The 25579-nt window shown below is 68.0% G+C and carries 19 protein-coding genes; 6 read left to right on the top strand and 13 right to left on the bottom strand.

Annotation, left to right across the window (positions count from 1 at the left end; translation table 11 throughout):
• The first annotated feature begins 328 nt into the window (after nt 1-328).
• Nucleotides 329-1042 carry an SDR family oxidoreductase gene (locus BLQ28_RS26995; protein ID WP_093246397.1) on the top strand — a complete coding sequence of 238 codons (714 nt, stop codon included), beginning with the start codon at nt 329-331 and terminating at the stop codon, nt 1040-1042.
• Here the strand turns inward: BLQ28_RS26995 and BLQ28_RS26990 are convergent.
• Nucleotides 1026-1982, bottom strand: coding sequence for an AraC family transcriptional regulator (locus tag BLQ28_RS26990; RefSeq protein WP_093246396.1), 957 nt, complete (start codon nt 1980-1982; stop codon nt 1026-1028). The genes BLQ28_RS26995 and BLQ28_RS26990 overlap by 17 nt on opposite strands.
• 75 nt (nt 1983-2057) lie before the next feature.
• Between BLQ28_RS26990 and BLQ28_RS26985 the strand changes: the two genes are divergently transcribed.
• From BLQ28_RS26985 to BLQ28_RS26965, 5 genes are all read left to right on the top strand, one after another.
• On the top strand, nt 2058-3284 hold the full coding sequence (locus tag BLQ28_RS26985) for a multidrug effflux MFS transporter (protein ID WP_093246395.1): 1227 nt from the start codon (nt 2058-2060) through the stop codon (nt 3282-3284).
• 164 nt (nt 3285-3448) lie between these two features.
• Nucleotides 3449-5068 (top strand): ShlB/FhaC/HecB family hemolysin secretion/activation protein, encoded by a 1620-nt coding sequence (locus tag BLQ28_RS26980; RefSeq protein ID WP_256327476.1) that lies wholly within the window; start codon nt 3449-3451, stop codon nt 5066-5068.
• 23 nt (nt 5069-5091) lie between these two features.
• Complete coding sequence (locus BLQ28_RS26975; RefSeq protein ID WP_093246393.1) at nt 5092-8859, top strand: beta strand repeat-containing protein; 3768 nt, start codon at nt 5092-5094, stop codon at nt 8857-8859.
• 14 nt (nt 8860-8873) lie between these two features.
• A complete protein-coding gene (locus BLQ28_RS26970; RefSeq protein ID WP_093246392.1) occupies nt 8874-9329 on the top strand; it encodes a FecR family protein in 456 nt (151 codons plus the stop codon).
• Nucleotides 9330-9352: 23 nt separating this feature from the next.
• Nucleotides 9353-9697, top strand: coding sequence for a hypothetical protein (locus tag BLQ28_RS26965; protein WP_176801236.1), 345 nt, complete (start codon nt 9353-9355; stop codon nt 9695-9697).
• A gap of 15 nt (nt 9698-9712) precedes the next feature.
• Here BLQ28_RS26965 and BLQ28_RS26960 read toward each other — a convergent pair whose 3' ends face one another.
• The 12 genes from BLQ28_RS26960 to BLQ28_RS26905 all read right to left on the bottom strand — a co-directional run bounded on the left by BLQ28_RS26960 (nt 9713) and on the right by BLQ28_RS26905 (nt 25436).
• Nucleotides 9713-10438: an ABC transporter ATP-binding protein gene (locus BLQ28_RS26960; RefSeq protein ID WP_093246391.1), complete on the bottom strand. Its 726-nt coding sequence runs from the start codon at nt 10436-10438 to the stop codon at nt 9713-9715.
• Nucleotides 10435-11190 carry an ABC transporter ATP-binding protein gene (locus BLQ28_RS26955; protein ID WP_093246390.1) on the bottom strand — a complete coding sequence of 252 codons (756 nt, stop codon included), beginning with the start codon at nt 11188-11190 and terminating at the stop codon, nt 10435-10437. The genes BLQ28_RS26960 and BLQ28_RS26955 overlap by 4 nt, the downstream gene beginning before the upstream one ends.
• The gene (locus tag BLQ28_RS26950) at nt 11187-12182 is read right to left on the bottom strand and encodes a branched-chain amino acid ABC transporter permease (protein WP_093246389.1); all 996 of its coding nucleotides are present in this window, start codon (nt 12180-12182) and stop codon (nt 11187-11189) included. The genes BLQ28_RS26955 and BLQ28_RS26950 overlap by 4 nt, the downstream gene beginning before the upstream one ends.
• Complete coding sequence (locus tag BLQ28_RS26945; protein ID WP_093246388.1) at nt 12179-13099, bottom strand: branched-chain amino acid ABC transporter permease; 921 nt, start codon at nt 13097-13099, stop codon at nt 12179-12181. The genes BLQ28_RS26950 and BLQ28_RS26945 overlap by 4 nt, the downstream gene beginning before the upstream one ends.
• A gap of 130 nt (nt 13100-13229) precedes the next feature.
• Complete coding sequence (locus tag BLQ28_RS26940; protein WP_093246387.1) at nt 13230-14435, bottom strand: ABC transporter substrate-binding protein; 1206 nt, start codon at nt 14433-14435, stop codon at nt 13230-13232.
• Nucleotides 14436-14698: 263 nt separating this feature from the next.
• Entirely contained in the window at nt 14699-14938 is a 240-nt protein-coding gene (atpE, locus tag BLQ28_RS26935) for a F0F1 ATP synthase subunit C (RefSeq protein WP_081270724.1), read from the bottom strand.
• Nucleotides 14939-15082: 144 nt separating this feature from the next.
• Nucleotides 15083-19792, bottom strand: a complete 4710-nt coding sequence (locus BLQ28_RS26930) for an RICIN domain-containing protein (protein ID WP_093246386.1) — start codon at nt 19790-19792, stop codon at nt 15083-15085.
• 159 nt (nt 19793-19951) lie between these two features.
• A complete protein-coding gene (locus BLQ28_RS26925; RefSeq protein WP_093246385.1) occupies nt 19952-20803 on the bottom strand; it encodes a class I fructose-bisphosphate aldolase in 852 nt (283 codons plus the stop codon).
• A 49-nt stretch (nt 20804-20852) separates the two neighbouring features.
• Nucleotides 20853-21833, bottom strand: coding sequence for an aldo/keto reductase (locus BLQ28_RS26920; RefSeq protein WP_093246501.1), 981 nt, complete (start codon nt 21831-21833; stop codon nt 20853-20855).
• A 20-nt stretch (nt 21834-21853) separates the two neighbouring features.
• Entirely contained in the window at nt 21854-22870 is a 1017-nt protein-coding gene (locus tag BLQ28_RS26915; protein WP_093246384.1) for an ABC transporter permease, read from the bottom strand.
• Nucleotides 22867-24375, bottom strand: a complete 1509-nt coding sequence (locus tag BLQ28_RS26910; protein ID WP_093246500.1) for a sugar ABC transporter ATP-binding protein — start codon at nt 24373-24375, stop codon at nt 22867-22869. Before BLQ28_RS26910 ends, BLQ28_RS26915 begins: the two co-directional genes overlap by 4 nt.
• A 14-nt stretch (nt 24376-24389) precedes the next feature.
• Complete coding sequence (locus BLQ28_RS26905; protein ID WP_093246383.1) at nt 24390-25436, bottom strand: substrate-binding domain-containing protein; 1047 nt, start codon at nt 25434-25436, stop codon at nt 24390-24392.
• Nucleotides 25437-25579: the final 143 nt, after the last annotated feature.

Raw genomic sequence — 25579 nt, 5'->3', positions numbered from 1 at the left:
CGCCGACGGCGTGCTCCCCTCCGCGAATGTCCCCCGCTTCGCTCCTCCTTTATTTCGCTGCGGGGAGCACACCGCCGGCGTGAGCGTGTTCAGAGCAGTCGTTGATCGGCGGCACACCAGCAGCGTGCCCTCGGGCGAATGGCACCGGGTGCTCCCTGCAGCGAAATAAAGGAGGAGGGGCGCAGCCCCGGGGGACATTCGCGGAGGGGAGTACCCGGTGTCATCCGCACGCCCCCCGAACAGCAGCAGCCCGAAACACAAACCCCGCCTGGCAGCAGACCCGAATCCTTGGCTAAATGCAGGCTTTGCATGAACCAAGGAACCCTGCATGTCTTCTGATGCACAGAAAAAAGTAGCCATCGTCACCGCCGGTGGCAGCGGCATGGGCGCGGCAGCGGCCCGCAAGCTCGCGGACGACGGCTTTCGCGTGGCCATTCTTTCGTCGTCGGGCAAGGGCGAAGCGCTCGCGGCCGAACTGGGCGGCATCGGCGTGACGGGCTCGAACCAATCGAACGACGACCTGAAACGGCTCGTGGACCGCGTCGCCAATGAGTGGGGCCGCGTCGACGTGCTGGTCAACAGCGCGGGCCACGGCCCTCGCGCGCCGATCCTGGAGATTACCGACGAAGACTGGCACCGCGGCATGGACGTCTACCTGCTGAGTGCCGTGCGCCCCAGCCGCCTCGTGGCGCCGCTGATGGTGGCGCAAGGCGGCGGCACGATCATCAACATCTCGACCTTCGCGGCCTTCGAGCCCGACCCGGTGTTCCCGACTTCGGGCGTGTTCCGCGCGGGCCTTGCGGCCTTCACCAAGTTGTTTGCCGACAAGTACGCCGCGCAGAACGTGCGCATGAACAACGTGCTGCCCGGCTTCATCGACAGCCTGCCCGAGAAGGCCGAGTTCCGTTCGCGCATTCCGATGGGCCGCTACGGCAAGAGCAGCGAGATCGCCGCCGTCATCGGCTTTCTCGCATCGGAAGGCGCGGGCTACATCACCGGGCAGAACCTGCGCGTGGACGGCGGGATCACGCGCTCGGTGTAAGGCCCGCGCTGTCGCGGCTCAACGTCCGGAAGCGCCCCGGGCTTTCGCCCACGGTGCGCTTGAAGGCCGCACTGAAAGCTGTTTCTGATTGGTAGCCGACGCGCTCTGCGATGCGTGCAATGGCTTCGTCGCCATGCCGCAGCGCATTGCGCGCCACCGTCATGCGCCAGCCGCCGAGGTAGTCGAGCGGCGTCGAGCCGGTCAACGTCTTGAAGCGCACCGCGAAGGCCGTGCGAGACATGCCGGCCGACTGGGCGAGGCGCTCCACGGTCCATGGCCGCGCGATGTCGCCATGCATCTGCGACAGCGCTTCGCCGATGCGCGCATCGGCCATCGCGCCGAGCCAGCCTTCGGGTTGCGGCGCATGGGCCAGGTACACGCGCAGGGCCTGCACCAGCACCAGCGCCGCGAGGTTGGTGCGCGCCAGCGATGCGCCCGGCCGCAGCTCGGCCGTTTCCCATGCGAGCAGGTCGAGCAGCCCCACCAGCGGCCGCGCGCCGGGATCGCTTGCGCGCAGGTGAATGAGCGGTGGCAGGTGGCGCAGCAGCAGTTCGCCGGCCTCGCCATGCAGGGTGAAGCGGCCACTGGCCATGACGGCCAGCGGGCCGCCTTCGGCGTTCTGGCCGTCGTAGCGCAGCACGCCATCGGGCCCGCGATGGTCGCGGCTGATCTGCACGCCGTCCTGCAGCGGACCGGGCGGATCGCTGGAGGCCGTGAAAGGCTGGCCGTTGGTCAGCAGGAAGAAGTCGCCCGCGTCCAGCACGACCGGCGCGCCGGCGCCCTCGACCTGCAGGCGGAACCGCCCTGCGAGCACCCCGCCCAGCTTGATGTGCGAGGCGTAGTGCGGATACCGAAAGGCCCACAGGCCGCGCGCCTCGAAGCGTGACGAGAGCGTGCTGCTCACCGTGAGCATCGACAGCACATCGGACAAGGGGTCCATGGTTTTGTACGGATGAATAGGAAATGCGGGCTGTTGATTATTCAATCATCCAAGCCGCAGCGCGACCATCGGCGCATGTCCTCATCGAACGCTCAACTTTCCCGCTACGCCATCGTGCTGGGCCTGCTCACCGCGATCGGACCGTCGGCCATCGACATGTACCTGCCCGCGCTGCCGGCCATCGGGCACGCGCTGGGGGCTGGCCCGCACGCGGTGCAGGCCAGCCTGATGGCCTTCTTCATCGCGACCGGCGTGGGCCAGCTCGTGGCCGGCCCGCTGTCGGACATGTTCGGGCGCAAGCGGCCGATGTACGTGGGCCTGGGCGTGTTCGTGGCCGCGAGCATCGGCTGTGCGCTGGCGCCGGGCATCGGCGTGCTGATCGCGTTCCGCTTCCTGCAGGGGCTCGGCGCCTGTGCCTGCATGGTGACGCCGCGCGCGGTGGTGCGCGACCTGCACACCGGTGCCGAGGCGGCGCGGCTCATGTCGCTGTTGATCCTGGTCTACAGCGTGTCGCCGATCCTTGCGCCGCTGGTGGGCAGCGTCGTGGCCGACGCGGGCAGTTGGCGCGCGGTGTTCTGGGTGATCGGCGCGCTTGCGGTGCTGGCCGTGGCCATGGTGGCGCTCCTGCTGCCCGAGACACGGCCGCCGGCGGCGCGGCTGCAGAGCAGCCTGCGCGGCGCGATGGCCGGCTACGGCGTGCTGCTGGGCGACCGGCATTTCATGGCCGTGGCCTTCATGGCCTCGCTCACGCTCTCGGGCTTCTTCATCTACGTCGCGAATTCGTCCTTCGTGATGAGCACGCATTTCGGCGTGTCGCCGCGCCTGTACGCCGTGCTGTTCGCGCTGAATGCGGTGTCGATGATCGCGGCGTCGCAGATGAATGGCTGGCTCGCGGCGCGCTTCGGCATCCGGCGCGTGCTGCGCACGGCGGTCATGGCGCATGCCGCCATCACCGCGCTGTTGCTGGTGCTCACGCTGGCGGGCGTCGACCGCATCGGCGGGCTGGTCGGCCTGCTGATGGCCGTGTACGGGCTCAATGGCGTGATCGTGCCGTCGACCTTCGTGGTCGCGATGGAAGGGCATGCCGCGCGGGCCGGCACCGCATCGGCGCTGCTGGGCACGATGAACTTCGCGGGCGGCGCGGTGGCCGTGGCGCTGGTCGCGCCGTTTGCCGACGGCACGCCGCTGCCGATGGTGGCGGGCATTGCGTGCTGCTCGGCCGTCGTCGGCGCGTTGGCCCTGCGCGTGCTGGGTCGTGGCGGCAGCCACAACGGGCAGCGGACGGAGGTCGCGGGCACCTGATCCCGCGCCGTCCCGGGGCGCGCCCTCTTACACTTTTGTTTACATCAAGATACCATTCGTATCCATTCTGAACATCGCCGCGGTGGCGCCTTTTTGTTCAGCTTGCCGGTGAAACAAAAACAATGAGGCGACGCGCGATGAGACAGTGGTGGGTTCGATGTGGTGTGGCCGCGACACTCGTGGCGGCGGCGCTGGGCGCGGGTGCGCAGGGCGAACGCTTCGACATCGTGCGCTTCGAGGTCGACGGCAACACCTTGCTCGGCCCCGCGGAAATCGACCGGCTGGTCGGCCCGCTGACGGGCCAGGGGCGCGCCTATGGCGACATCCAGCGCGCTGTCGATGCGCTGCAGCAGGCCTACGCGAAGGCCGGCTACACGATGGTGAAGGTCTCGGTGCCCGAGCAGGAGCTGACCGGCGGCATCGTCAGGCTCAAGGTCGTGCAGCCCGTGATCGGCGCGGTCGCCGTCACCGGCAACAACCGGTTCAGCACCGACAACATCCTCGCCAGCCTGCCGCAACTGCAGCCAGGGCGCGTGCCGGACCTGCGCGCCATTTCCGAGTCGGTGCAGCTGGCCAACGACAACCCGGCCAAGCACATCGGCGTGTCGCTCGCCGAGGGCGCAACGCCCGGCACCCTCGACGCCAAGGTGGCGGTGACCGACAACAACCCGCTGCGCATCATCGCCACGCTCGACAACACCGGCACGCCCGCGAGCGGCCGCTGGCGCACCGGCGTCGCGCTGCAGCATGCGAACCTGTTCGACCGCGACCAGGTGGGCACGCTGGCCTACACCACCTCGCCCGACAGCCCCTCGGGCATGCGCCTGGAGCTGTATTCGCTCGGCTACCGGATTCCGCTGTACCGCCTGGGCGACAGCATCGACTTCGTCTACGGCAAATCGAGCGCCAACTCGCCGGCCAGCTCGCCCACGCTCGGCGGCGTGCTGGGCTTCACCGGCAAGGGCGACATCTACGGCCTGCGCTGGAACCACTTCCTGGGCCGCAGCGGCGAGTACAGCGCCAAGCTCGTGCTCGGCATCGACCGCAAGCGCATCGACTCGCGCTGCAACATCGGCGGCGAAGACGTGAGCATTGCGCCGCCGACGCCGCCCATCGCTTCTTGTGTGCCCTACACCACGGCTCCGTTGAGCCTGACCTACATCGGCCAGCGCGAGGGCGTCGGCGAAACGCTGGGCTACAGCGTCGGCATCTCGCGCAACCTTGCCAGCGGCACGCGCTACACCAACGTCGACGGCCGCACCGACCGCTACTCGTACCTCACGCCCGGCAACCGCGACACGCACGACGGCTTCGTGGTGCTGCACGGCGCGGCCTCGTGGTTCAAGGGACTGGCGGGCGACTGGCAGGTGCGCCTGAACGGCAGCGCGCAGTACGCGCGCACGCCGCTGGTGTCGAGCGAGCAGTTCGGCCTGACCGGGCTGTCATTGGTGCGCGGCTTCCAGGAGCGCGCGGTGGTGGCGGACAGCGGCGCCATCGTCAATGCCGAGCTGTACACGCCCGAGCTGGCCGGCGGGGCCGGCATTCCGGGCCAGCTGCGCGCGCTGGTGTTCTATGACGCCGGCTACGGCGCCAACAGCCGCGTGGCGGGCACCGCGGTGCCGCGCCACGTCACCGTCTCGAGCATGGGCGTCGGCGCGCGCTACGCCTGGAGCCGCGACTTCAACCTGCGGCTGGACATCGCCCGCGTCAACGACGCCGGCAATTCGCTGACCGAGAAGCGCGGCGACTGGCGCGCGCACCTGAGCGCCATGTTGGCGTTCTGACCCTCTCCAAAAGGCAGACCCTCATGCGCTTGCACCTACGCCCCCGCTTCATTTCCCTGGCCATCGCCGCCGCGTGCGCCGTGATCGGCACGCCCCTGTGGGCACAGCTCGCACCGGGCGCGTTGCCGACCGGGTGGAACGTCACCTCGGGCAACGTCTCGATCGTGCGCAACGGCACGACGCTGAACATCAACCAGAGCACGCCGCAGGCGCTGGTCAACTTCGCGACCTTCAATGTGGGCGCGGACGCGCTGGTCGACATCCGCCAGCCCGGCAGCACCTCGGCGCTGCTCGCCCGCACCATCGGCGGCGACCCGTCGCTGATCTACGGGCAGATCAAGGCCAACGGCGCGCTGTGGCTCATCAATCCGGCCGGCATCATGGTCGGGCCGGGCGCGCGCATCGACGTCGGCAGCTTCATCGCGAGCACGCTCAACGTGAACGACAGCGACTTCCTGGCGGGCCGCCTGACCTTCATCAAGGCCGGCGCCACGGCCGGCGAGATCCGTAACGCGGGCACCATCACCACTGCCAGCGGCGGCAGCATCTACATGGTCGCGCCGAGCGTGACCAACACCGGCACGCTGACCGCGCCGAATGGCGAGATCCTGCTCGCGGCCGGCCAGAGCGTGCAGCTGATGGACACCGGCACGCCGGGCGTTTCGGTGGCCATCACCGGCACGGCCGGCGAGGTGAAGAACCTCGGGCGCATCGCCGCCGAAGCGGGCCGCATCGGCCTGGCGGCGGGGCTCGTGAGCAACGGCGGCAGCATCAACGCCGACAGCGTGGTGCGCGAGGGCGGCCGCGTGTTCCTGCGCGCATCGGGCGACCTCAAGACCACGGCCGCCTCCGACATCAGCGCCAACGGCACCACGGGCGGCAACGTGCAGCTCTACGCCGACGGCGCGGCTGCCATCGACGGGCGCGTGTCGGCCACCGGCAGCGCGGGACGCGGCGGCTATGTCGATACCTCGGGCCAACGCTCGCTCGATGTCGTCAACGTGCCCACGGTGGGCAAGGGCGGCGAGTGGCACATCGACCCCTACAGCATCGAGATCGTGGCCGGCGGCGGCAGCGGCGGCACCACCGGCAGCAACGCCATCAGCTCGAACGAGACCAGCGCGTACATCGGCGCCGACGTGGTCACGGCGCAGCTCGATGCGGGCGTGAACGTGAGCATCACGACCGGCCGCGGCAACCCGGCGACGGACATCGACCAGGGCAACATCACCGTCTCGTCGGCCATCGCCAAGCGCGGGGCCATCGATTCGGCGCTGACGCTGAACGCCAACAACATCGTCATCAACGCACCGATCACCAGCAGCGCCAGCGCGCTCACGCTGAACCTCAACAGCAACTACCAGGGCGACTATCCCGCCAGCCCCACCACCAACCATGCCGTGAAGCTCAACGCGGGCATGGACCTGCACGGCGGCGTGCTCACGGTGTCCGAGGGCGTGATACAGAACGGCAACGGCACGCTCGACATCGCGAGCGGAACGACCACGCTCGGCTTGCCAGGCTCGGCGATCAATGCGGCGACGGTCAATGTCGCATCGGGCGCCACGCTGGCGGTGGGCGTCGCGGGCTCGCCGGTCTCTCCGATCTCGGGCGTGCTCAACAACGCCGGCACGGTGTCGGTCAGCGGCGCGGGCATCGCGGTGTTCGGCCAGGGCGGCACGCACACCGGCACCTTCAACGTGGGCTCGGGCACCACGCTGTCGCTCTCGGGCGGGCATGCCTTCAATGCCGGCGCGGGCTTCACAGGTACCGGCACCGTCGAGTGGTCCGGCAACGTGACGCTCGGCACGGCGATGGTGTTCGGCGCCAGCGGCAACAACAACAGCCTGGTGCTGCACGCGAGCAACATCTACGGCAGCGCGGGCGGTTCGCTCTCGACCCAGGGCGCGCCCGTCGTGGTCGACGGCCAGGTCGTGCTGCAGGGCGCCACCGCATGGCACAACGGCGCGGGCATCGCCGTGGCCGGCGGCGGTGCGATCAATGCGCGCAGCGAAGGCGTCTACTTCGAGAACAACGGCAGCATCACCACCTCGGGCACGCAGTCCGACGTGCTCGCGGGCTCGGGCGCTTTCGTCAGCAACTTCGTCAACAACGGCACGCTCATCAAGAACAGCGCCAGCGACCAGCAATACACCGGCATGTCCAACAGCAACGGCAGCACGGTGCGCGTCGATGCGGGCGCGCTGACGCTGCAGGGCGTTTCGCTCGACGGGCAGGTGCTGGTCGCGGGCGGCACGCGCCTGACGCTCGACAGCGTGAACCTCAACAGCCACGTCGCCTTTGCCGGCGCGGGCACGATGGCCTGGAAGAACTACATCACGCTGCTCGGCGCGGTGGACATCGGTGCCTCGGCACCGCAGCTCGCCATCGGCGAGGCGGCCACGATCAACGGGCAGGGCTACGCGCTCACCACGCGCAACCTCGTGAGCGTGGACGCGGCCCAGCTCGACATCCTGGACCAGACCACCTGGAACAACTACGGCACCGTCAACCTCGGCGCGGCGTCGCCGGCCAGCCTGGTCTTCCATGGCAGCGGCGCCTTCAACAACAAGGCGGGCGCGGTGCTCGACCTCGCCGCGCAATCGCATGTGACGCTGGTTGCGGGCAGCACGATCACCAACGATGCCAACGCCACCGTGCGCATCGCGGCAAACGCTTCGGATGCCGCGCCGCTCTTCACCGCGGGCGACCTGGGGCGGCTCGCGAACAGCGGCACCGTCGTCAAGAGCGGCGCCGGCACGGCCTACGTGCCACTGGCCAACCTGGCCGGCGGCACGGTGCAGATCAACGAAGGCGAACTCGATGCGCGCCTGGGCGCCGACAACCCGAACAACGGCGCCATCGTGCTGCAGGCCGGCACCACGCTGGGCAGCGGCGGCACCCACCTGTACAACAACGGCAGCATCGCGGGCAGCGGCGCCATCGCGCTGGGCGGCGACGCCACGCTGTACAACAACGGCACCGTGTCGCCCGGCACGGCCGGCGCCACGGGCACGCTCGCCGTGCAGGGCAACTACACGCAGGGCAGCAGCGGCGTGCTGAACATCCGGCTCGGCAACGACGGCTTCGACCTGCTCGATGTGGGCGGATCGGTCAACCTCGGCGGGACGCTGAACCTCGGCGCGCTGGGCGGCTTCGTGCCCGCCAACGGCGCGACGGCCGACTTCGTGGTGACGCGCGGCGCCTACAACACCGGCGCCTTCGCCCAGGTCAACGCGCCGCCCTTGGCATCGAGCAGCAGCACCGCGACGCTCTTCGTCAGCTATCCGTCGAGCGGCGCGACCGTGGCGCGCGCCCTGGCCGTCACCGCGCCGACGCTGTCGGCGTGCACCGCCAACGCCGCGCTGCCGGGTTGCACCGCCGTGTTGCCGACGCTGGCCTCCTGCACCGTGAACGCTGCGCTGCCAGGCTGCTCGGCCGTGCTGCCGAGCGCGGCCATGTGCGCGGTGAGCCCGTCGCTGGCGGGTTGTTCCGCCGTGGCATCGACGCCCGCGGTGGTGCCTCCGCCGTCCGCCGACATCTGCACGATCGCGCCCAACTCGGCGCTCTGCCAGGTCCTGTCGCCGCCGACGGCGTCGTCGCCGGTCGCGCCTGTGCAGCAGGCGGCCAGCGAAGTCGTCAAGACCGTCGTCGCATCGCTGCCCACGAGCGACGCTTCGTCGACGTCCCCGGACCCGAAGTCGAAGGACAAGACCGCGACCGATGCCGACCTGGTGGCGAAGAGCGAGCCCAAGTCCGGCGCAACCCCGAAGAAGATGTACTGCAATTGAGGCCGGCCCACACCATGAAACCGTTTCAATCCATCGCCGGGCTGCTGGCCCTTGCCGCATCGCTCGCAGGGGCCACCGCCGCTCACGCACAGGCCGTCGGCACGGTGACCAACCTGTCGGGCGTGCTGGTCGTTCGCAGCGCCGAAGGCACCACCCGGCTGCTGGCCGTGGACTCGCAGATCCGCCGGGGCGACACGCTCATGACCGAGAGCCGCGCCTACGCCCAGTTGAAGTTCAACGACGGTGCCGAGCTGATCCTGCAGCCGCAGTCGATGCTGGTGGTGACGCGCTACGACTACGACGCCGGCAAGCCGCAGCAGGACAACATCGAGCTGGGCCTGGCACAGGGCGGCTTTCGCAGCATCGCCGGGGCCGTGGGCCAGCGCAGCAAGGACGCCACCGTCATCAACACGCCGATGGGCGCACTGAAGGGCAACGCCAGCATGGTCGTGTCCCTGCAGCAGCCTTGAGCCACCACCTTCGCGAGACACCGATGAAAAAAATCTTCTTCGCCCTGCTTGCCGCCGTGGTCGCGATGGCCGCGACACCCGCTTTTGCACAGAACAACGTGCCGCCGATACCCGGCGCCTCGCGGGCGCCCGGTCTTTACGTGCAGGTGCTCGATGGGCTGATCCATGTCACCAACCCGGCCGGTACGGCCAATTTCAGCGCGGGGCAGTTCGGCTTCACGCCCTCGTTCACCGTACCGCCTGTGGTCGTGCCCCAGAACCCGGGCATCCAGTTCACGCCGCCGCCCGTGTTCAATTCGGGCACGCCCGTCGCGGCGAACGGCAGCAGTTCACCCAAGTCGAATGCCGTCGACTGCGAAGTGCGATAGGCGCGAGCAAGAGGCCTAGACGCCCAGGTAGCGCGTCCACAACGAGCGGTCGGCGTCGAGCGCGGCCGAGTCGCCCTGCCACACCACGCGCCCGCGTTCGAGGATCACGTGGCGGTTGGCCAGCGGCAGCAGGCGCTGCACGTACTTGTCGACCACCAGGATCGCTTCGCCCTCGGCCTTGAGCGTGGCGATGCAATGCCAGATCTCTTCGCGGATCGCCGGTGCGAGGCCTTCGGTGGCTTCATCGAGGATCAACAGGCGAGGGTGCGTCGAGAGAGCGCGCGCAATTGCCAGCATCTGCTGCTCGCCGCCCGAGAGCTGGTTGCCCGCGTTGGCCTTGCGCTCCGACAGACGCGGGAACAGGCCGTAGAGCGCCTCCACCGTCCAGCGCGGCGCGCTGCCGGGGCGCGGCCGCGCGAAGGCGCGCAGGTGCTCGTCGACACTGAGATTCGGAAACACGTGCCGGCCCTCGGGCACGATGGCCACGCCGCGCCGCGCGATGGCATCCGGCCGCATCGACTTGTTCGGGCCGCCGATGGCCGCGCCGTCGAAATGCACGTCACCGCGCATCGGCGCGAGCGTGCCGGTCAGCACCTTCAGCAGCGTGCTCTTGCCCATGCCGTTGCGGCCGAGCAGCGCAAGCACTTCGCCGGGGCGGATGTCGAGGTCGATGCCGAACAGCACTTGGCTCGCGCCGTAGCCGGCCTCGATGGCCTTCGCTTCGAGCAATGTCGTTGTCATGAATGGCCTTCTGCTTCGGTGCCGAGGTAGACGGCCTGTACGTCGGGGTGGCCCCGCACTTCGTCGGCGGTACCGCTCATCAGCACCTTGCCCTGCACCAGCACCGTGAGCCGGTTGGCTAGGCGGAACACCGCGTCCATGTCGTGTTCGATCAAAAGGATGGCCATCGACGCGCGCAGCGATTCGATCAGCTCGACCATGCGCGCCGATTCGTCGGGGCCCATGCCGGCCATCGGCTCGTCGAGCAGCAGCAACTTGGGCTCGGCCGCGAGCGCCAGCGCCACGTCGAGCGCGCGCTGCGCACCGTGCGGCAAGGTGCCGGCGATGCGGTTGCGCTCGCTGCCCAGGCCCACGCGGTCGGCCAGCGCCACGGCGCGGTCGATCAGGTCGCGTTCGGTCGCGCGCGGCGCCATGAAGCGCAGGCTGCTGCCCGCATGGGCCTGCGCGGCGAGCATGAGGTTGTCGTGCACCGTCTCCTTGGCGAAGACGCGCGTGACCTGGAAGCAGCGCGACATGCCGGCGGCCACGCGCTGGTGGTCCTTGAGCTTCGTGATGTCGATCTCGTCGAGCAGGATGCGGCCCGCGTCGGCCTTCAGCAGCCCGGTGATGAGGTTCACCAGCGTGGTCTTGCCCGCGCCGTTCGGCCCGATCAGCGCATGCACTTCGCCGCGCTCCACGGTGAGGTTCACATGGTCGGTGGCCAGCAGTCCGCCGAAGCGCTTGACCAACCCTTCGATTCTGAAAAGGCTCATGGTGTTGCCTTGCTGCCTCGCCCCTCTGGGGAGAGAGCCGGGGTGACGGGCAGGCGGCGCTTGTAGAGAGCAGCAAGCCCTTTGGGTGCCCACAACGCGACAGCAATCAACAGCAGCCCGAGCGGCATGTGCCAATGCTCGGTGTGCTGCTTCAGCGCCTCTTCGAGCACCAGCCACACGACGGCGCCCACGGGCCCGCCCCAGCTGCGGCCCAGTCCGCCTATGACCACCATCACCAGCAGCGTCGCGGACTGCGTCCAGTGCATCGTGGCCGGGCTCACGAAGCCGTTGCCGCCGGCGAGCAGCGCACCCGCCAATCCGGCGATGGCCCCCGCGATGGTGAACGCCACCAGCTGCAGCCGGAACACCGGATAGCCCAGCGCCCGCATGCGCGTCTCGTTGTCGCGAATGCCCATCAGCGCATGGCCGAAGCGCGACTGCGTGGCGCGGTGCAGCCACCACAGCGCCAGCGCCACGATGGCCAGCACCACCCAGTAGAAGTTCGATTCGTTGCCCAGGTCGAGGCCGGGCAGCAGCGTGGGGCGCGACATCAGCGTGTAGCCGTCGTCGCCGCCATAGCGGCGCAGCGACACCACCACGAAGTACAGCATCTGCGCGAAGGCCAGCGTGGTCATGATGAAGTACACGCCGCGCGTGCGCAGCGCCACCGTGCCGATCAGCGCGGCAACGAGGCCGGCCACGAGCGCCGCCGCTGGCCACATGATCCAGGCCGACGTGACGCCCGCGTCGCTGAGCGCCACCAGCGTGTACGCGCCCATGCCGATGAAGCCCGCATGCCCCAGCGCCACCATGCCGCCGAAGCCGAGGATGAAATTGAGGCTCGCGGCGGCCAGCGCCACGATGAGCACGCGCCGCACGAAGCCGATGTAGAACTCGAGCCCGAACAGCGGCGCGACCAGCGGAAACGCCGCGAGCAGCACGAAGAGCAGCCCGAGGCCGATGTAGCGTGAAGATGAGGAAGAGGGCTTCATGCGCGCGCCGAGAAAAGCCCCGAGGGCCGGAAGATCAGGACGATCACCATCAGCGCGTACATCGCGACTTCGGCGAACAGCGGGCCCAGGTCGGCCGCCGTGGCGGGCGGCAGCGTGGCACGCAGCAGCATCGGCACGAAGGCGCGCCCGACGGTATCGACCACGCCCACCAGCAGTGCGGCCACGAAGGCGCCGCGCACCGAACCGATGCCGCCGATCACCAGCACCACCAGCGCCGGAATCAGGATGGCTTCGCCCATGCCGACCTGCACCGCGACGATCGGGCCCATCAGCGCGCCGGCCAGTGCGGCCAGCGCCGCACCGAGCAGGAACACGCCGTTGAAGATGCGGCCCACGCGCACGCCCATCAGCTCGGCCATCGGCCGGTCGGACGCGCCCGCGCGCACCCGCATGCCGATGCGCGTGTGGTTGACCAGCAGGTACAGCGCGAGCGCCACCAGCAGCCCGCCGACAAGGATCACGAGGCGGTAGGCCGGGTAGGGCAGGCCGTCCATGAGGTTGACCGGACCCGAAAGCGCAGCCGGCGTCGGTGCCATCACCGGCGACGGGCCCCAGGCCATCGTCACGATGTCGTCGGCCACCAGGATCACGCCGAAGGTGGCGAGCACCTGCGCGAGGTGATCGCGTGTGTAGAGCCGGCGCATCAGCAGCACTTCGAGCAGCAGCGCCACCACCACCGTGACCGCCACCGCGATGACGATGGCGGCCGTGAACGAGCCGGTGCGCGTGTGCGCCTCGGCCGCCACGTACGCGCCGGCCATGAACAGCGAGCCGTGCGCAAGGTTCAGCACGTCCATGATGCCGAACACCAGCGTGAGCCCGGCCGCCAGCAGGAACAGCATCAGCCCGTAGCCGAGGCCATTGAGCAGCTGCTCGAGAACAAGAATTCCACTCATACGATCATCAGGAGGGTTGCCCGCATTCATTCAGGAGACACCGAGGAACCGGCTTTGCCGGGCCTCAGGTGTCGCCCCCGGTAGGGGGTAGGAGGAGCGACACGAAGTGCGCGTAGCCTGGGGGCGAGCCTTATTTCAGCGGGCACTTGTCGGCGTACGAGTCGCCGTAGTTCGTGAGCACCGTATTGATCAGCTTGTTCGTGACCTTGCCCTGTGCGTCCTTGCCGATCACGCGCAGGTAGAAGTTCTCGACCGGATAGTGGTTGTTCGCATACTTGAAGTTGCCGCGCGTCGAGGCGTAGTTGGCCTTCTTCAGCGCGGCGATGACGGCTTCGCGGTTCTGCGCGTTGCCGCCCGACTGCTTCACGGCCGCGTCCATCGCGAGGATCGCGTCGTAGGCCTGCGCGGCGTACACCGACGGATAGCGGCCGTTGTATTCCTTGCGGAACGCGGCCACGAAAGACTTGTTGGCGGCGTTGTCCAGGTCGTGCGCCCAGTGCGAGGTGTTGAACAGGCCGAGCATCGGCTCGCCCACCGCGCCGATCACGTCTTCATCGGCCGAGAAGCCGCTGGTCACGAGCGTGATGTCTTTCGACAGGCCCGCGCCCACGAACTGCTTGATGAAGTTGATGCCCATCGCGCCGGGCAGGAAGAAGTAGATCGAGTCGGGCTTGGCCGCGCGCAGTTGCGCGAGTTCGGCGGCGTAGTCGATCTGGCCGAGCTTGGTGTACAGCTCGTCGGCCACCTGGCCCTTGAACTGGCGCTTGAAGCCGCCGAGCGCATCCTTGCCGGCCGGGTAGTTGGGCGCAATGAGCACGATCTTCTTGAAGGCGCGGTCTTGCGCGAACTTGCCAGCCGCTTCATGGAACTGGTCGTTCTGGTAGGCGGTGCCGAAGAAGTAGGCATTGCATTGCGCACCCGCGAACTGGCTCGGGCCGGCATTGGCCGACAGGTACGGCACCTTCGCGTTGAAGAGCGTCGGGCCCACGGCCAGCGCCACGTTGGAGCCGATGGGGCCGCTGAAGAGATCGATCTTGTCGCGCTGGATCATGCGGTCGACCAGCTGCTTGGCCTGGTCGGGGCTGCCGGCCATGTCGGCCTGGATGAACTCGACGTCCTGCCCGCCGAGCTTGCCGTTGAGCTGCTTGATGCCCAGCGCGAAACCGTCGCGCGCCTCGGCGCCCAATGCCGCAAAAGGCCCCGAGATGTCGAGGGCCAGGCCGACCTTGACGGGGGCGGCGGTGGCCGACACTGCAGCCCCGAGGGCGGCGCCGCACAGCAGCAGCGAGAGCAGGGTGCGCGGCAGCGCGGGCGACTTCAGGGGCAGGTGGCTCATCAGGTTCTCCGTCAAGGATGGGTGAAACGACGCGTCGGCACCACGTCATGCAGCACCGACGACATCGAACCGTTGATAGCTAAATACTTTAACTATAAACAATTCAATGTCAACGGTGCTAGCACGAATGGTGCCAGTGGGGCGTGTCACTTCCTGGTGCGCTGCCTGCTCGAGAACACCGCGGAACCGGCTTTGCCGGGCCGCAGGTGTTGCCCCCTGAAAGGGGGTTGGCGCAGCGACACGAAGTGCGCGAAGACTGGGGGTCAGCCAAACGGATTGGCCGTCGCAAACCACAGGCCGATGCCGGTGGCGATGATGAATGCGCCGTCTGTCACACCCGCGATCAGGAAGAACTTGGTCTGCAGCGTGTCGACCATTTCGGGCTGGCGTGCGCTGCTTTCCAGAAACTTCTGGCCGACCAGTCCGATGCCCAGGCACGAGCCGAGTGCGGCAATGCCGATCAGCAGCGCGACTGCGAGGGGAAGGATGTTGAAGCCGGTCATGGTGTTTTCTCCTGGTTGGTTGATCGATGGACGTACTTTCCCAGAGCGGGTGCGCACGGTCCATGACGTGGGAGGTCATGGGCGGCAAGAAAAAAGCCGGCCGCATGACGCGGCCGGCTTTGCTTTCAGGCGAGTGCCCGGGCTTCAGGGCAGCTGCGTCCAGCTCTGGTTGTTGCCGCCGTTGCAGGTCCAGGTGATCAGCGCCGTGTCTTGCGTCGTGGCGTTGTTCGGCACGTCGAGGCACGAACCCGAGGCGCGGTTCTTCAAGGCGCCGCCCACCTGGCTCCATTGCGTGGTGTCGCCGGCCGAGCAGGCCAGCTGCACCACCGCCGCGTTCGTCGTCGCGGTGCCGTTCTGCGCCAGGCACAGGCCGCTGTGCTCGGCCTTGAACTGCACGTAGCCGCCGGGCAGGCCCGTCACCGTGAACCTCTCGTTGCCCGCGTTGCCGCATGGCCACTGCACCACCGTCGTCCCGCTCGTCGTTGCAGCGCCCTTGACGTTCACGCACAGGTTGCTGTGGTTCGAACGGATGCGGGTGATGGTCGGCGTCGGGTCGGTGTCCTGCGAGCGCACGTACTCGCGGATCGCCACCACGTCGGCGGGCGGCAGGCTGCTGGCGTTGCCGTGACCGCTGGCGAGCACGTCCTGCAGCGTGGCCGCCTGGCCGTTGTGGAAGAACGCCGTCGTGTTCCAGGTGCCCAGCAGCGTCGGGGTGTCGAAGCCCACGCCCGCCAGCGGCTGGTTCATGCCCTTGCCCGACGAGGCCTGGATCGTGCCCACGTCATGCCGCACGCCGTCGCGGAAGGTGGCGCCGGTGTGGCAGGTCACGCACTGCGCCGAGGCGAACAGCGCCTGGCCCCGCGCCGCATCCACGCTGAGGCTGCCGTCGGCGTTGCGCGCCGGGCTGCGCATGTACTTGTTCAGCGAGGTCAGGTAGGCCGCCAGGTCGTCCAGCTGCGCGCTCTTGCCGGCCTTGGGCGCGCCCAGCGGGTCTTGCGTGGCCGCGAAGTCCGCATTCGTCAGGAAGCCGGTGCCGCCGAACTCGTTGCGGATGTCGTTCTCGAAGTCCTGCACCTCGTCGAAGTTGGCCGTCCAGTGCAGCTTGCCGTGGCCCAGGCCGCGCCGTCCCTGCAGGCTGATGGTGCGGCGCAGGCCCTCGCCGCGCTGGGTGAAGTCCCACACCATGCCGTCGTCGCCGGCATCCGCGTGGCAGCTCGCGCAGGAGATGTAGTTGTCCTTGCTCATGCGTCGGTCGGCCGCGTTGTAGAACACCTGCTTGCCGCGCAGCGCCGCGGGCGACATCGGCTCCTGCGCGACCGTCGAGACGTTCTGCAGGAAGACCGCCGCCGCCGATTCCGACGCCAGCACCGAGGCCACGTCGTGCACCGACACCGAGCGCGCCAGGAAGTTGTTGACGTACAGGCGCTTGCGCACCGCGTCCAGATACAGGCCGTGCGGCGCGCTGCTGGCGTTGATCTCGCCCCGCACCGAGCGGCTGTACGGATCGACGATGGCCACGCGGTTGCCTTCCATCTGCGCCACGAACAGGTAGTCGCCCGACGGCGAGAACAGCGCGGCGCGCGCCGGTGCGCGGTCGTCGAAGTCGATCTGCTCGGCGAACACTTCGGCCGCCGTCTGCAGGTTGACCTGCGAGAGGATGGATCGCACCGTCTGGTCGTGCACCAGGTTGTTGCCGTCCCTGAACTTGCCGCGCACGATGTTGTCCTTCTTCGAAGGCAGCACCGCCCGCGTGCCGTCCGGCGAGATGACGACCTGGCTCAGGTAGTTGGCCACGCCGCGTGCGCGGCTTTCGGTGTCGACCGTGGTGGTGTCCACCGGCAGCGCGATGGTCGTCATCGCGCTCATGGTCTGCAGGTTCACCTTGTGCAGCTGGCCGCCGGTCATCTTCGACTTGAAGCGCGTGACGTAGGCCACCTGCGCATCGGCGTTGACGGCAATGCCGCGCAGGTTGCCGTCGAGCGCGACCGCGCCGGTGGTGGCGCCGTTGCTCGGGTCGAAGCTCATCAGCACCGACTTGCTCTCCAGCGTCAGCAGGCCCTTGGCACCGTCGGGCGTGAAGGCCACGCCGTAGGGACCGCTGCCGTAGGCCAGCGGCACGGTGGCCGAGGTGCTGCCGTCGGCCGCGTTGAGCACCACCAGCTTGTCTTCGCCCTGCACCGCGACCCAGAGGCGGCCGTCGGGGCCCACGGCCAGCGTCTTCGGTTCTTCGCCCACGCGTACTTCCCAGCGCTTGGCCAGCGTCTGCGCATCGATGGCCGCGACCGTGCCGCTGTCGGGGTTGACCGAGTACACCGCGTTCGCGTCGCCCGCGATGTTGGTGGTGTGCGTGGGCGCCCGCGCCGTGACCGGAACGATCACCGTGAGGTTGTAGGTGTAGAAGGTCTCGCGGCCGTTGGCGTCCTTCACCGTCAGCGTCACCGTGAAGTGGCCGGGGCGCGTGTAGGTGTAGCTGTAGTTCGGCTGGTTCGAGTAGGCCGTCTGCGTGCCGTCGCCGAAGTTCCAGCGGAACTGCGCGCCGCCGCTGCCCAGCGTGGCCGGGTTGAACACCAGCTGGCCATTGACGATCTTCGGCCCGCCGCCAAGGCCCGGGTCGCCGATGATGGCCTGGCCGCGCAGCGTGTTCACCTCGGTGTCGTTGAGCACGCGGCCGTACACGCGCACTTCCGCCAGCGTGCCCTTGAACAGTGCCGTGTTGCCCTGGATCTGCCCCAGCACGCTGAACTTGTTCGACAGGCCTTTGTTGCCCGTGGGGCCGGTGGAGGTGGTCTTCACGCCATCGACGTACACCGCCTGCGCGCCCGAGGCCGCATCGCGCGTCAACACCACGTGGTGCCAGTTGCCGTCGTTCACGGCTGCCGTGGAGGCCGTGCCCGCGTCGTTGCCGATCGACAGCTTGATGCGGCCGCCGTTGTCGAGCCAGCCCCAGAACACGTCGTCCGCGCCGCCCGACTGGTCGCGCCCGAAGATGCCGGGCGCGGTCCACGAGTTGGGGCCGCCTGCCTGCGTGGTCTTCATGTAGAAGCTCAGCGATGCGGTGCCGCCGAGCACGGTGGCCACCGAATCGTTCTTCAGCGGCACACCGGCGGTGCGGTTCGCGAAGTTCATGCCGATGCTCTCGAACGCATCGCCCTGTGCCGGCGTGCCGCCGTTGTTGCCGACCGGGTCCGAGAGGTTGCCCGCCAGCGTCCAGTGGTGCATCAGGTTGATGTCGGTCGCGTTGCCGGTGTTGAAGGTCGATTTGTAGTCCGCACCGATGGCGTTGCCCGCATAGTCCTTCAGGCCGTTGGCCGGCAGGAACACTTCATAGCTCGTGCCCGGCTGCAGCGGCTGCTCGGGGTGGAAGTTGACGATGCCCAGCTGCACGCTGTAGGTGCCCGCCAGCGTGTTGCCGCCCACGGGGCGCACGATGAAGGTGTTGGAATTCACGCTCTCGGGCCGGATGTTGTCGGTCATGCCCAGGCCGATGCGCGAGGTCAGCGCCTGCTGCTTCGCGCCGTTGGCGGGCGAGACCTGCTTCACCTCAGGCTTGGTGGTGTCCGGGTCGACCGAGTGCACGATGAAGCCGCTGCCCGAGCCGTGGTCGTTGCCCACGAAGACGAGGTTGCCGAACATCGCGACCTGGCCGTTGTCCGAGTGCGAAAAGTTCGGGTCGTCCTCGCGCAGGATGCTGCCGCGGCCCACTTCGACATGGTTCAGCGGGTTGCTCACATCGACCTTGTGGATGCGCGTCTGCGCGCCCTGGATCACGTAGTTGTCCTGCGTGGCGCAGTAGAGCTGTTCGTCGATGACCAGCCGGTTGTCTTCGGCCACGAAGCGCGAGCGGTCGGAGAGGTCGTAGCTGTACATCTTGGCGCCGCTGTTGCGCGCGGAGGCATGCAGGTTCCGGCCGTCGAAGCAGGTTGCGTAATAGAACGGCGTGGTGCCCACGATCGAATCGAGCACCTTGGGGTTGAGCGGGTCGGAGATGTCCAGGCTCGCGAAGCCGCCGTTGCTTTCCATCGCGGTCAGCACCATGTGGTTGCCCATCGTGAAGATCGGGCCGATGCGAAAGCCGCCGAGTTCGCCCGTCGGCACCGGGTTCGGCTTGCCGGCGCCGCGGTTCGCGACCACCGCGTTCGCGGGGTCCGTGGCATCGACGATGAAGATGCCGCGGCCGGCAGACGCCACGTACAGGTAGGGCGCCTGCCACCAGAGCTGCCAGGCCACGTTCTCGTAGTCGCCGCCGTTCACGCCGGGCAGCGCCAGCTTCTTCACCTGCTTGATGTCGTTGATGTCGGTGAAGTCCCAGAACTCGACGCCGTTGATGCTGGGCAGCACCACGTAGGTCTTGCCGCCGATCTTCGCGGTGCCGAAGGAGTGCGTTTCGCGGAACTCCTTGGTGCGGGCCTCGGGCTCGTAGATCTTCTTGACGAGCTTGATCTGGCGCGGGTTCGACACGTCGTACAGCAGGAAGCCGCCCGGGCCCAGGCCGCTGTCCGGCGCGAAGGAGGTGAGGAAGTAGCCGTTGATCATGATGCCCGCGTTCATGCCGTAGTCCTTGCGGCCCGGGTAGGTGGCGGGCACCTCGCGCGACTCGTAGGCATCGCTGTGCGCCGGGTCGAGCGGGTGCGCCAGGCTCGTGATCATCGACACCGGCTTGAACAGCTCGGCCGAGGTGTAGGTGAGATTGCCCAGGCCCGGCCCCTGCAGCGGGAGCGGGTCGGCGACGGCTTCGGACACCGCCGCCGCCATGTTGCCCAGGGTCGTCATCGGACTGACCCCGGTGATCGCCGCATGCGTCAGCAAGGTGATGCATGGCAGCAGGAACGCCATCAAGTAATACCGGATTTTCATCGTCGCCTCCAGGTTGTTTGAAGTTCGCAGGGAACCCTCTTCCTCGATCAACTCCGTCGTTCACCAGCAAAGCGCGCGCGCAGGCGCACCCCCGGCGGGCAACGAAACCGTTGCCCGCCGTGCAGCCTCTCCCTCCTCCGTCAAGCGGGCGTCAGCGCATCACTTCGCGCCGCCCGATTCATAGATGTCCCATGCCTCCTTGGCGCTGGCGCCGCGGTGGATCATGGCCATCAGCGCATCGACCACCGCCGACGGGTTGGCGTGCTGGTAGACGTTGCGCCCGTACACCATGCCGACCGCACCCTCGTCCATCAGCACGCGCGAACGCGCGAAGACCTGCTGCAGGTCTTCGCGGCCGCCGCCGCGCACGAGCACGGGGCAGCGCGCGGCCTGCACCACGCGGTGGAAATCCTTCGGGTCGCTGGTCGGGTCGGCCTTGACGATGTCGGCGCCCATCTCGCGCGCCAGGCGCACCAGCGTGACGATCTTCTCGGCGTCGCCGTCGACCATGTAGCGGCTGCCCGGCGTGGGCGACTGCATCACCAGCGGCTCGATCATCAGCGGCATGCCGTAGCGGTCGCAGTCGGCGCGCACGCGCGCGATGTTCTGCACGCACTGGCGAAACAGGTCGGGCTCGTTCGGCAGCATGAACAGGTTGACCACCACGCAGGCCGCGTCGCGCTGCACGGCCGGCAGCACCGGGTCGTGCTCGTTCTGCAACTGGGCCCACATCACGCGGTGCAGCGTGGCGTTGTAGGGGTTGCCCATGTCGATGCGCATCACCAGCGCGGGCTTGTCGCGGCCGGGGCGGTCCTGCAGCAGGTCGGACTGGCCGTAGTTGAGCTGCAGCGCATCGGGCTTGGCGCCCACGAGCCTGTCGATGACCTGGGGCATGTCCTCCAGGCCGTCGAGGAACGAGGGCTCGTTGCACACGCCATGGTCGAGCGCGATGTCCAGGCAGCGGCCGTTGTTCAGCAGCCGGTTCAGGCGCGCGGTCTTGTCTTTCGACATACGAAGGGAATCCTTGTTCAGAGAAGTGAGGGGAATGAAGCGGCAGGCGTCAGGCCAGCGCGTTCAGGTGGCGGGCGGCTGCGGCGTCGATCAGCAGCAGCGCGTCGTCGCGCAGGGTGATCGCGCCGGCGGCCGCGTTCTCGATGGCCTGCTTCGGCACGCGCGCGCCGCACAGCGCCACCGAGACGCTGCCGCGTGCAAGCGTCCACGCGATCATCATCTGGCCGAACGAGCATTCGAGCTGCTTGCGCAGCGGCTCCAGTTCTTCGAAGAAGGCCTTGAGCTTCACGCGGTTCGCCGTGCTGAAGCGCGGGTTGGTGGCGCGCTGGTCATCGCCGGTGAACTGGCGCGCGGGGTCGATGGGGCCGGCCAGCAGGCCGAGCGCGAGCGACGAGTAGCCGAGCACCGCCACGTTGTGCTCGGTGCACAGCGGCACCAGCGTCTGCTCGATCTCGCGGTCGATCAGGCTGTAGCGCTCCTGCGCGGCATCGACCGGGCCGTATTGCAGGTACTCGGCCAGCGTCTCGGGGCTCACGTTGCTCACGCCGATGGCGCGGATCTTTCCCTGCTTCTTCAGCGAAAGCAGCGCGTCCATGGTCTCGGCCACGGGCGTGGTGCTGTCCTGCCAGTGCGTGATGTACAGGTCGATGTAGTCGGTCTGCAGGCGCTTCAGGCTCTCTTCGCATTCATGAAAGATCGACTCGCGCCCGAGGTAGCGGTACACCGGGTGGCCGTCTTCTTCAAAGAAGTGCGTTCCCTGTTGGGTGTGCCACACCAGCCCGCACTTGGTGGCAATCACCGCTTCCTGCCGGCGCCCCTTGAGCGCAGTTCCGACGATGCTCTCGGAGCGGCCCAGGCCGTAGGCCGGCGCGGTGTCGATCAGCGTCACGCCTGCGTCCAGCGAGGCCTGGATCGCCAGCACGGCGGCCGCGTTGTCGCCGCCGCCCCACATCCATCCGCCCATGGCCCAGGTGCCCAGGCCGATGGCCGAGCTTTCGATGCCCGAGGGGCCGAGGGTGGTCTTCTTCATCGTCGATGCAGTGGTGGAGCTCATCGCTTGGTCTTTCGGGTGTTCAGGATGTGGTCGATGGTCACGGCCGCGAGCAGGATCAGGCCCTTGATCACGTCCTGCCAGTAAGGCGACACGTCGAGCAGGATCAGCGAGCTGGTCACCACCGACAGCAGGGCCAGCCCGAGCACCGCGCCAAGCACCGTGCCCGAGCCGCCCTTGAGGCTGGCGCCGCCGATCACGGCAGCGGCGATCACGTTGAGTTCCATGCCCATGCCGAAGGTCGGCGTGGCGGCGCCGAAGCGTGCGGTGTAGATCACGCCGGCAAGACCGGCCGAAGCCGAGCACAGCACCGTGACCCAGAACTTCACGTGGCCCACGCGAATGCCCGAGTACAGCGCGGCCTTCTCATTGCTGCCGGTGTAGAACACGCGGCGCAGCAGCGTCGAGCGGCGCAGCACGAAGTCGCTCACCACCACGATCGCCAAAAAGATCAGGATCACCGCCGGAATGCCGAACAGCGTGCCCTGGCCGATGAACTTGAACTCCGCCGGCAGCGAGAACAGCGACTGCGGCGTGCCCTGCGTGAGCGCTAGGCACAGCCCGCGCACGATCACCATGAAGGCCAGCGAGGCGATGAAGTGGTTCAGCCCGATGCGCGTGACGCAGCCGCCGATCATGGCGCCGATCAACGCGCTCGCGCCGATGGCCACGAGGCCTGCCGTCCACGGGTCCAGCCCCATGAGGAACAGCTTGCCGGTGACCACCATCGCGAAGCACACCACCGAGCCCACCGACAGGTCGATGCCGCCGACGATCAGCAGGATCGTCATGCCAACCACCACGATGCCTTCGATGGAGAACGACAGCAGCATCGCGCGCACGTTGTCCCACGTGAGGAAGTAGGGCGAGGCGAAGCTCATGGCCACGCACAGCACCGCGATGATGAGCAACAGGCCCATCTCGCGCATGCTGGTGAGCTTGTTGGGCGGCTTCGCCGGGCCGCCCGGTGCCTGCCGTGGCGCCACGCCGGCGTCGAGTTGTGCGGGGTAGTTCATGCCATCTCCTGTTCGAGTCCCGAGGCCAGCCGCAGCAGCGCCTCTTCCGTCATTTCGTTGTCTTGCAGTTCACCGGCCAGCCGGCCGTCGCGGATCACCAGTGCGCGGTCGCACAGCCCGATGATTTCGGGCAGCTCCGACGAGATCACGACCACGCCCACGCCCTGGCCCGCCAGCTCGCGCAGGATGTGATGGATCTCCGACTTGGCGCCCACGTCCACGCCGCGCGTGGGCTCGTCCATCAGCAGCACCGACGGGTTGGTGGCCAGCAGCTTGGCGATGGCCACCTTCTGCTGGTTGCCGCCCGACAGGCTCGCCACGTCGATCGCCACGCCATCGGACTTCAGCTTGAGCTTGGCGCCCAGGTCGGTGGCCAGCTTGTGTTCGGCCGCGCGCTGCAAAAGGCCGAAGCGCGAGCTGACACGCTGCAGCGCCATCGATGCGATGTTCTGCGCAATGGGCAGGTCGAGGTACACGCCGGCCGCCTTGCGGTCTTCGCTGAGGTAGGCGATGCCTTCGCGCAGCGCGTCGCTGTACTTGCGCACCGTGAGCGTCTTGCCGCGCAGGCGCACCGTGCCGCGCGTGGCGGGGCGCAGGCCGCACACGGTCTCGGCGAGTTCGCTGCGGCCGGCGCCCATCAGGCCGGCAATGCCGAGGATCTCGCCGCGCCTGAGCGTGAACGAGATGCCATGCACGCGCTCGCCATCGGCGATGTCGCTCACTTCGAGCACGGGGTCGTTGGAGCTTCGGTCGTCCTGCTTGGGCGGGTAGTAGTTGCCCAGGTCGCGCCCGACCATGCGGCGCACCAGGTCGTCGGCATTGAGCTCGGCCAGCGGGCCGCAATGCACGTTGCGCCCGTCGCGCAGCACGGTCACGCGGTCGCCATGCGCAAAGATCTCGGCCATGCGGTGGCTGATGTAGATGATGCCGATGCCCTGCGCCTTCAGGTCGTGCAGCACCTTGAAGAGCGCCACCGATTCGTTGTCGGTCAGCGCGGCCGTCGGCTCGTCGAGGATCAGCACTTTGCAGTCGAGCGTGAGCGCCTTGGCGATCTCGATGAGCTGCTGGCTCGAAATGCTCAGCGTGCTCACCAGCGAGGCCGGGTCGATGTCCTGCCCGAGCCGCTGCAGCACCCTGGCGGCGCGTTCGTTGAGGCTCGCGTAGTTCATCCACGCGTGCTTGCCGGCGTTGATCTCGGGCATGAAGATGTTCTCGGCCACGGTGGCGTCGCCGCACAGGGCGATCTCCTGGTGCACCAGGCCGATGCCCAGGCGCATCGCATGCGCCGGGCCGTCGATGACCACCTTCTGGCCGTCGAGCGAGATCGTGCCCTCGTCCGGCTGGTGGATGCCATCGATGATGTTCATCAGCGTGGACTTGCCCGCGCCGTTCTCGCCGCACAGGGCGTGGATCTCGCCGGCGTGCAACGAGAAGTCCACGCCCGAGAGCGCGCGCGAAGCGCCGAAGCGCTTGCTGATGCCGCGCAACTCGAGCAGTGCGCCCACCGCGTTCTCCCGGCTCACTCGCCGATGCCCTTGGTGCCGCGGCGGGCGAGGTACTTGTCCCAGTAGAAGTCGTCGGCGTTGGCCTTGCTGACCACGGCCAGGCCGTTGTCCAGGAAGGGCACGGCCATCGGGTTGGTGCCGTTGCGCCTGGCGTCGTTCATCGGGTCGATGAGCGTCGGGTTTTTGGCAAGGAACAACATCATCATCCCCATGTAGCCCTGCATGCCCTGGTTCGGGTTGATGGAGCCGAACACGTCGCCCGACTTGATCATGTCGAGGATCTTCGCGTTCACGTCGCAGCACATCACCTTGATGTTCTTCTTGGTCTCGACCTTGGCCTGCGCCGCGCCCAGCGCCGAGTTGGCCTCGGGCATGAACAGCGCACCCAGGTTCGGGTTGGCCTGCGCCAGGCTCAGCACCGCCTGGTAGGCCTTGTTCGGGTCCTGATTGCTGGCAGCGCGGCCGACCAGCTTCATGCCCGGGTGCTTGGTCTTCATGCGGTTCACGAAGGCGGCGATGCGGCGGTCGTGGTTGTCCTGGCCGGGGTTTTCCAGCACGGCGTATTCGCCCTTGCCGTTGAGCGAGGCGGCAATCGCGTCGGCCGCCTGCGTGCCTTCGCGGTCGTTGTCCGAGGTGATGAACGAGGTGCGCTTGGAGTTCGGCGAATCGGCTGCGAAGGTGACGACCGGGATGCCCATCGCCGCCGCGCGGTTGATCGGCTCGATGAAGGGGTCGGGGTTCATCGGGTGCAGCAGGATGCCGGCCGGCTTGCGCGCCAGTTCCTGCTCGAACGAGGCCAACTGCTTGTTGACGTCGTACTCCGGCGTGCCGGTGTAGCGGGTGCGAACGCCCAGCGTGCGGCCGAGCTGCTTCATCATTTCGTAGACCGGAAACCAGTACTCCACGCCCGACACCATCACGTTCATCACGTAGACGTCGCTGGCGTTGCCGCGCAGGCCGGCACCCGCGGCGGGGGCTGCCGCTTGCTGCTGCGCAAGCGCGCTCGCACCGGCCAGGCCGATGCCGGCGGCCGCTGCGGACTTCAGGAAATTACGCCTCATTTTTTGTCTCCTCACGTTGGGTGGCACAGCTTGCTGATGCTGCTTTTGAAGGCAGCTCTCTGATCCTCGTTGTCACGACAGTTGTTATGACAGGCTAGAATGTACGCGCTGCCTGTTTACGGGGTTAACTAGGGGAAACGCTA

Source organism: Variovorax sp. EL159, assembly GCF_900100965.1.
Taxonomy (GTDB): domain Bacteria; phylum Pseudomonadota; class Gammaproteobacteria; order Burkholderiales; family Burkholderiaceae_C; genus Variovorax.
Note: the sequence above shows the minus strand (reverse complement) of the source record. Positions and strands in the feature narration are given on the sequence as shown.

Excerpts from the sequence above, each read along its gene's own strand:
- BLQ28_RS26995 (WP_093246397.1), top strand. The coding sequence starts at position 329 with ATGTCTTCTGATGCACAGAAAAAAGTAGCCATCGTCACCGCCGGTGGC.
- BLQ28_RS26990 (WP_093246396.1), bottom strand. The coding sequence starts at position 1,982 with ATGGACCCCTTGTCCGATGTGCTGTCGATGCTCACGGTGAGCAGCACG.
- BLQ28_RS26985 (WP_093246395.1), top strand. The coding sequence starts at position 2,058 with ATGTCCTCATCGAACGCTCAACTTTCCCGCTACGCCATCGTGCTGGGC.
- BLQ28_RS26975 (WP_093246393.1), top strand. The coding sequence starts at position 5,092 with ATGCGCTTGCACCTACGCCCCCGCTTCATTTCCCTGGCCATCGCCGCC.
- BLQ28_RS26970 (WP_093246392.1), top strand. The coding sequence starts at position 8,874 with ATGAAACCGTTTCAATCCATCGCCGGGCTGCTGGCCCTTGCCGCATCG.
- BLQ28_RS26965 (WP_176801236.1), top strand. The coding sequence starts at position 9,353 with ATGAAAAAAATCTTCTTCGCCCTGCTTGCCGCCGTGGTCGCGATGGCC.
- BLQ28_RS26960 (WP_093246391.1), bottom strand. The coding sequence starts at position 10,438 with ATGACAACGACATTGCTCGAAGCGAAGGCCATCGAGGCCGGCTACGGC.
- BLQ28_RS26955 (WP_093246390.1), bottom strand. The coding sequence starts at position 11,190 with ATGAGCCTTTTCAGAATCGAAGGGTTGGTCAAGCGCTTCGGCGGACTG.
- BLQ28_RS26950 (WP_093246389.1), bottom strand. The coding sequence starts at position 12,182 with ATGAAGCCCTCTTCCTCATCTTCACGCTACATCGGCCTCGGGCTGCTC.
- BLQ28_RS26945 (WP_093246388.1), bottom strand. The coding sequence starts at position 13,099 with ATGAGTGGAATTCTTGTTCTCGAGCAGCTGCTCAATGGCCTCGGCTAC.
- BLQ28_RS26940 (WP_093246387.1), bottom strand. The coding sequence starts at position 14,435 with ATGAGCCACCTGCCCCTGAAGTCGCCCGCGCTGCCGCGCACCCTGCTC.
- atpE (WP_081270724.1), bottom strand. The coding sequence starts at position 14,938 with ATGACCGGCTTCAACATCCTTCCCCTCGCAGTCGCGCTGCTGATCGGC.
- BLQ28_RS26930 (WP_093246386.1), bottom strand. The coding sequence starts at position 19,792 with ATGAAAATCCGGTATTACTTGATGGCGTTCCTGCTGCCATGCATCACC.
- BLQ28_RS26925 (WP_093246385.1), bottom strand. The coding sequence starts at position 20,803 with ATGTCGAAAGACAAGACCGCGCGCCTGAACCGGCTGCTGAACAACGGC.
- BLQ28_RS26920 (WP_093246501.1), bottom strand. The coding sequence starts at position 21,833 with ATGAAGAAGACCACCCTCGGCCCCTCGGGCATCGAAAGCTCGGCCATC.
- BLQ28_RS26915 (WP_093246384.1), bottom strand. The coding sequence starts at position 22,870 with ATGAACTACCCCGCACAACTCGACGCCGGCGTGGCGCCACGGCAGGCA.
- BLQ28_RS26905 (WP_093246383.1), bottom strand. The coding sequence starts at position 25,436 with ATGAGGCGTAATTTCCTGAAGTCCGCAGCGGCCGCCGGCATCGGCCTG.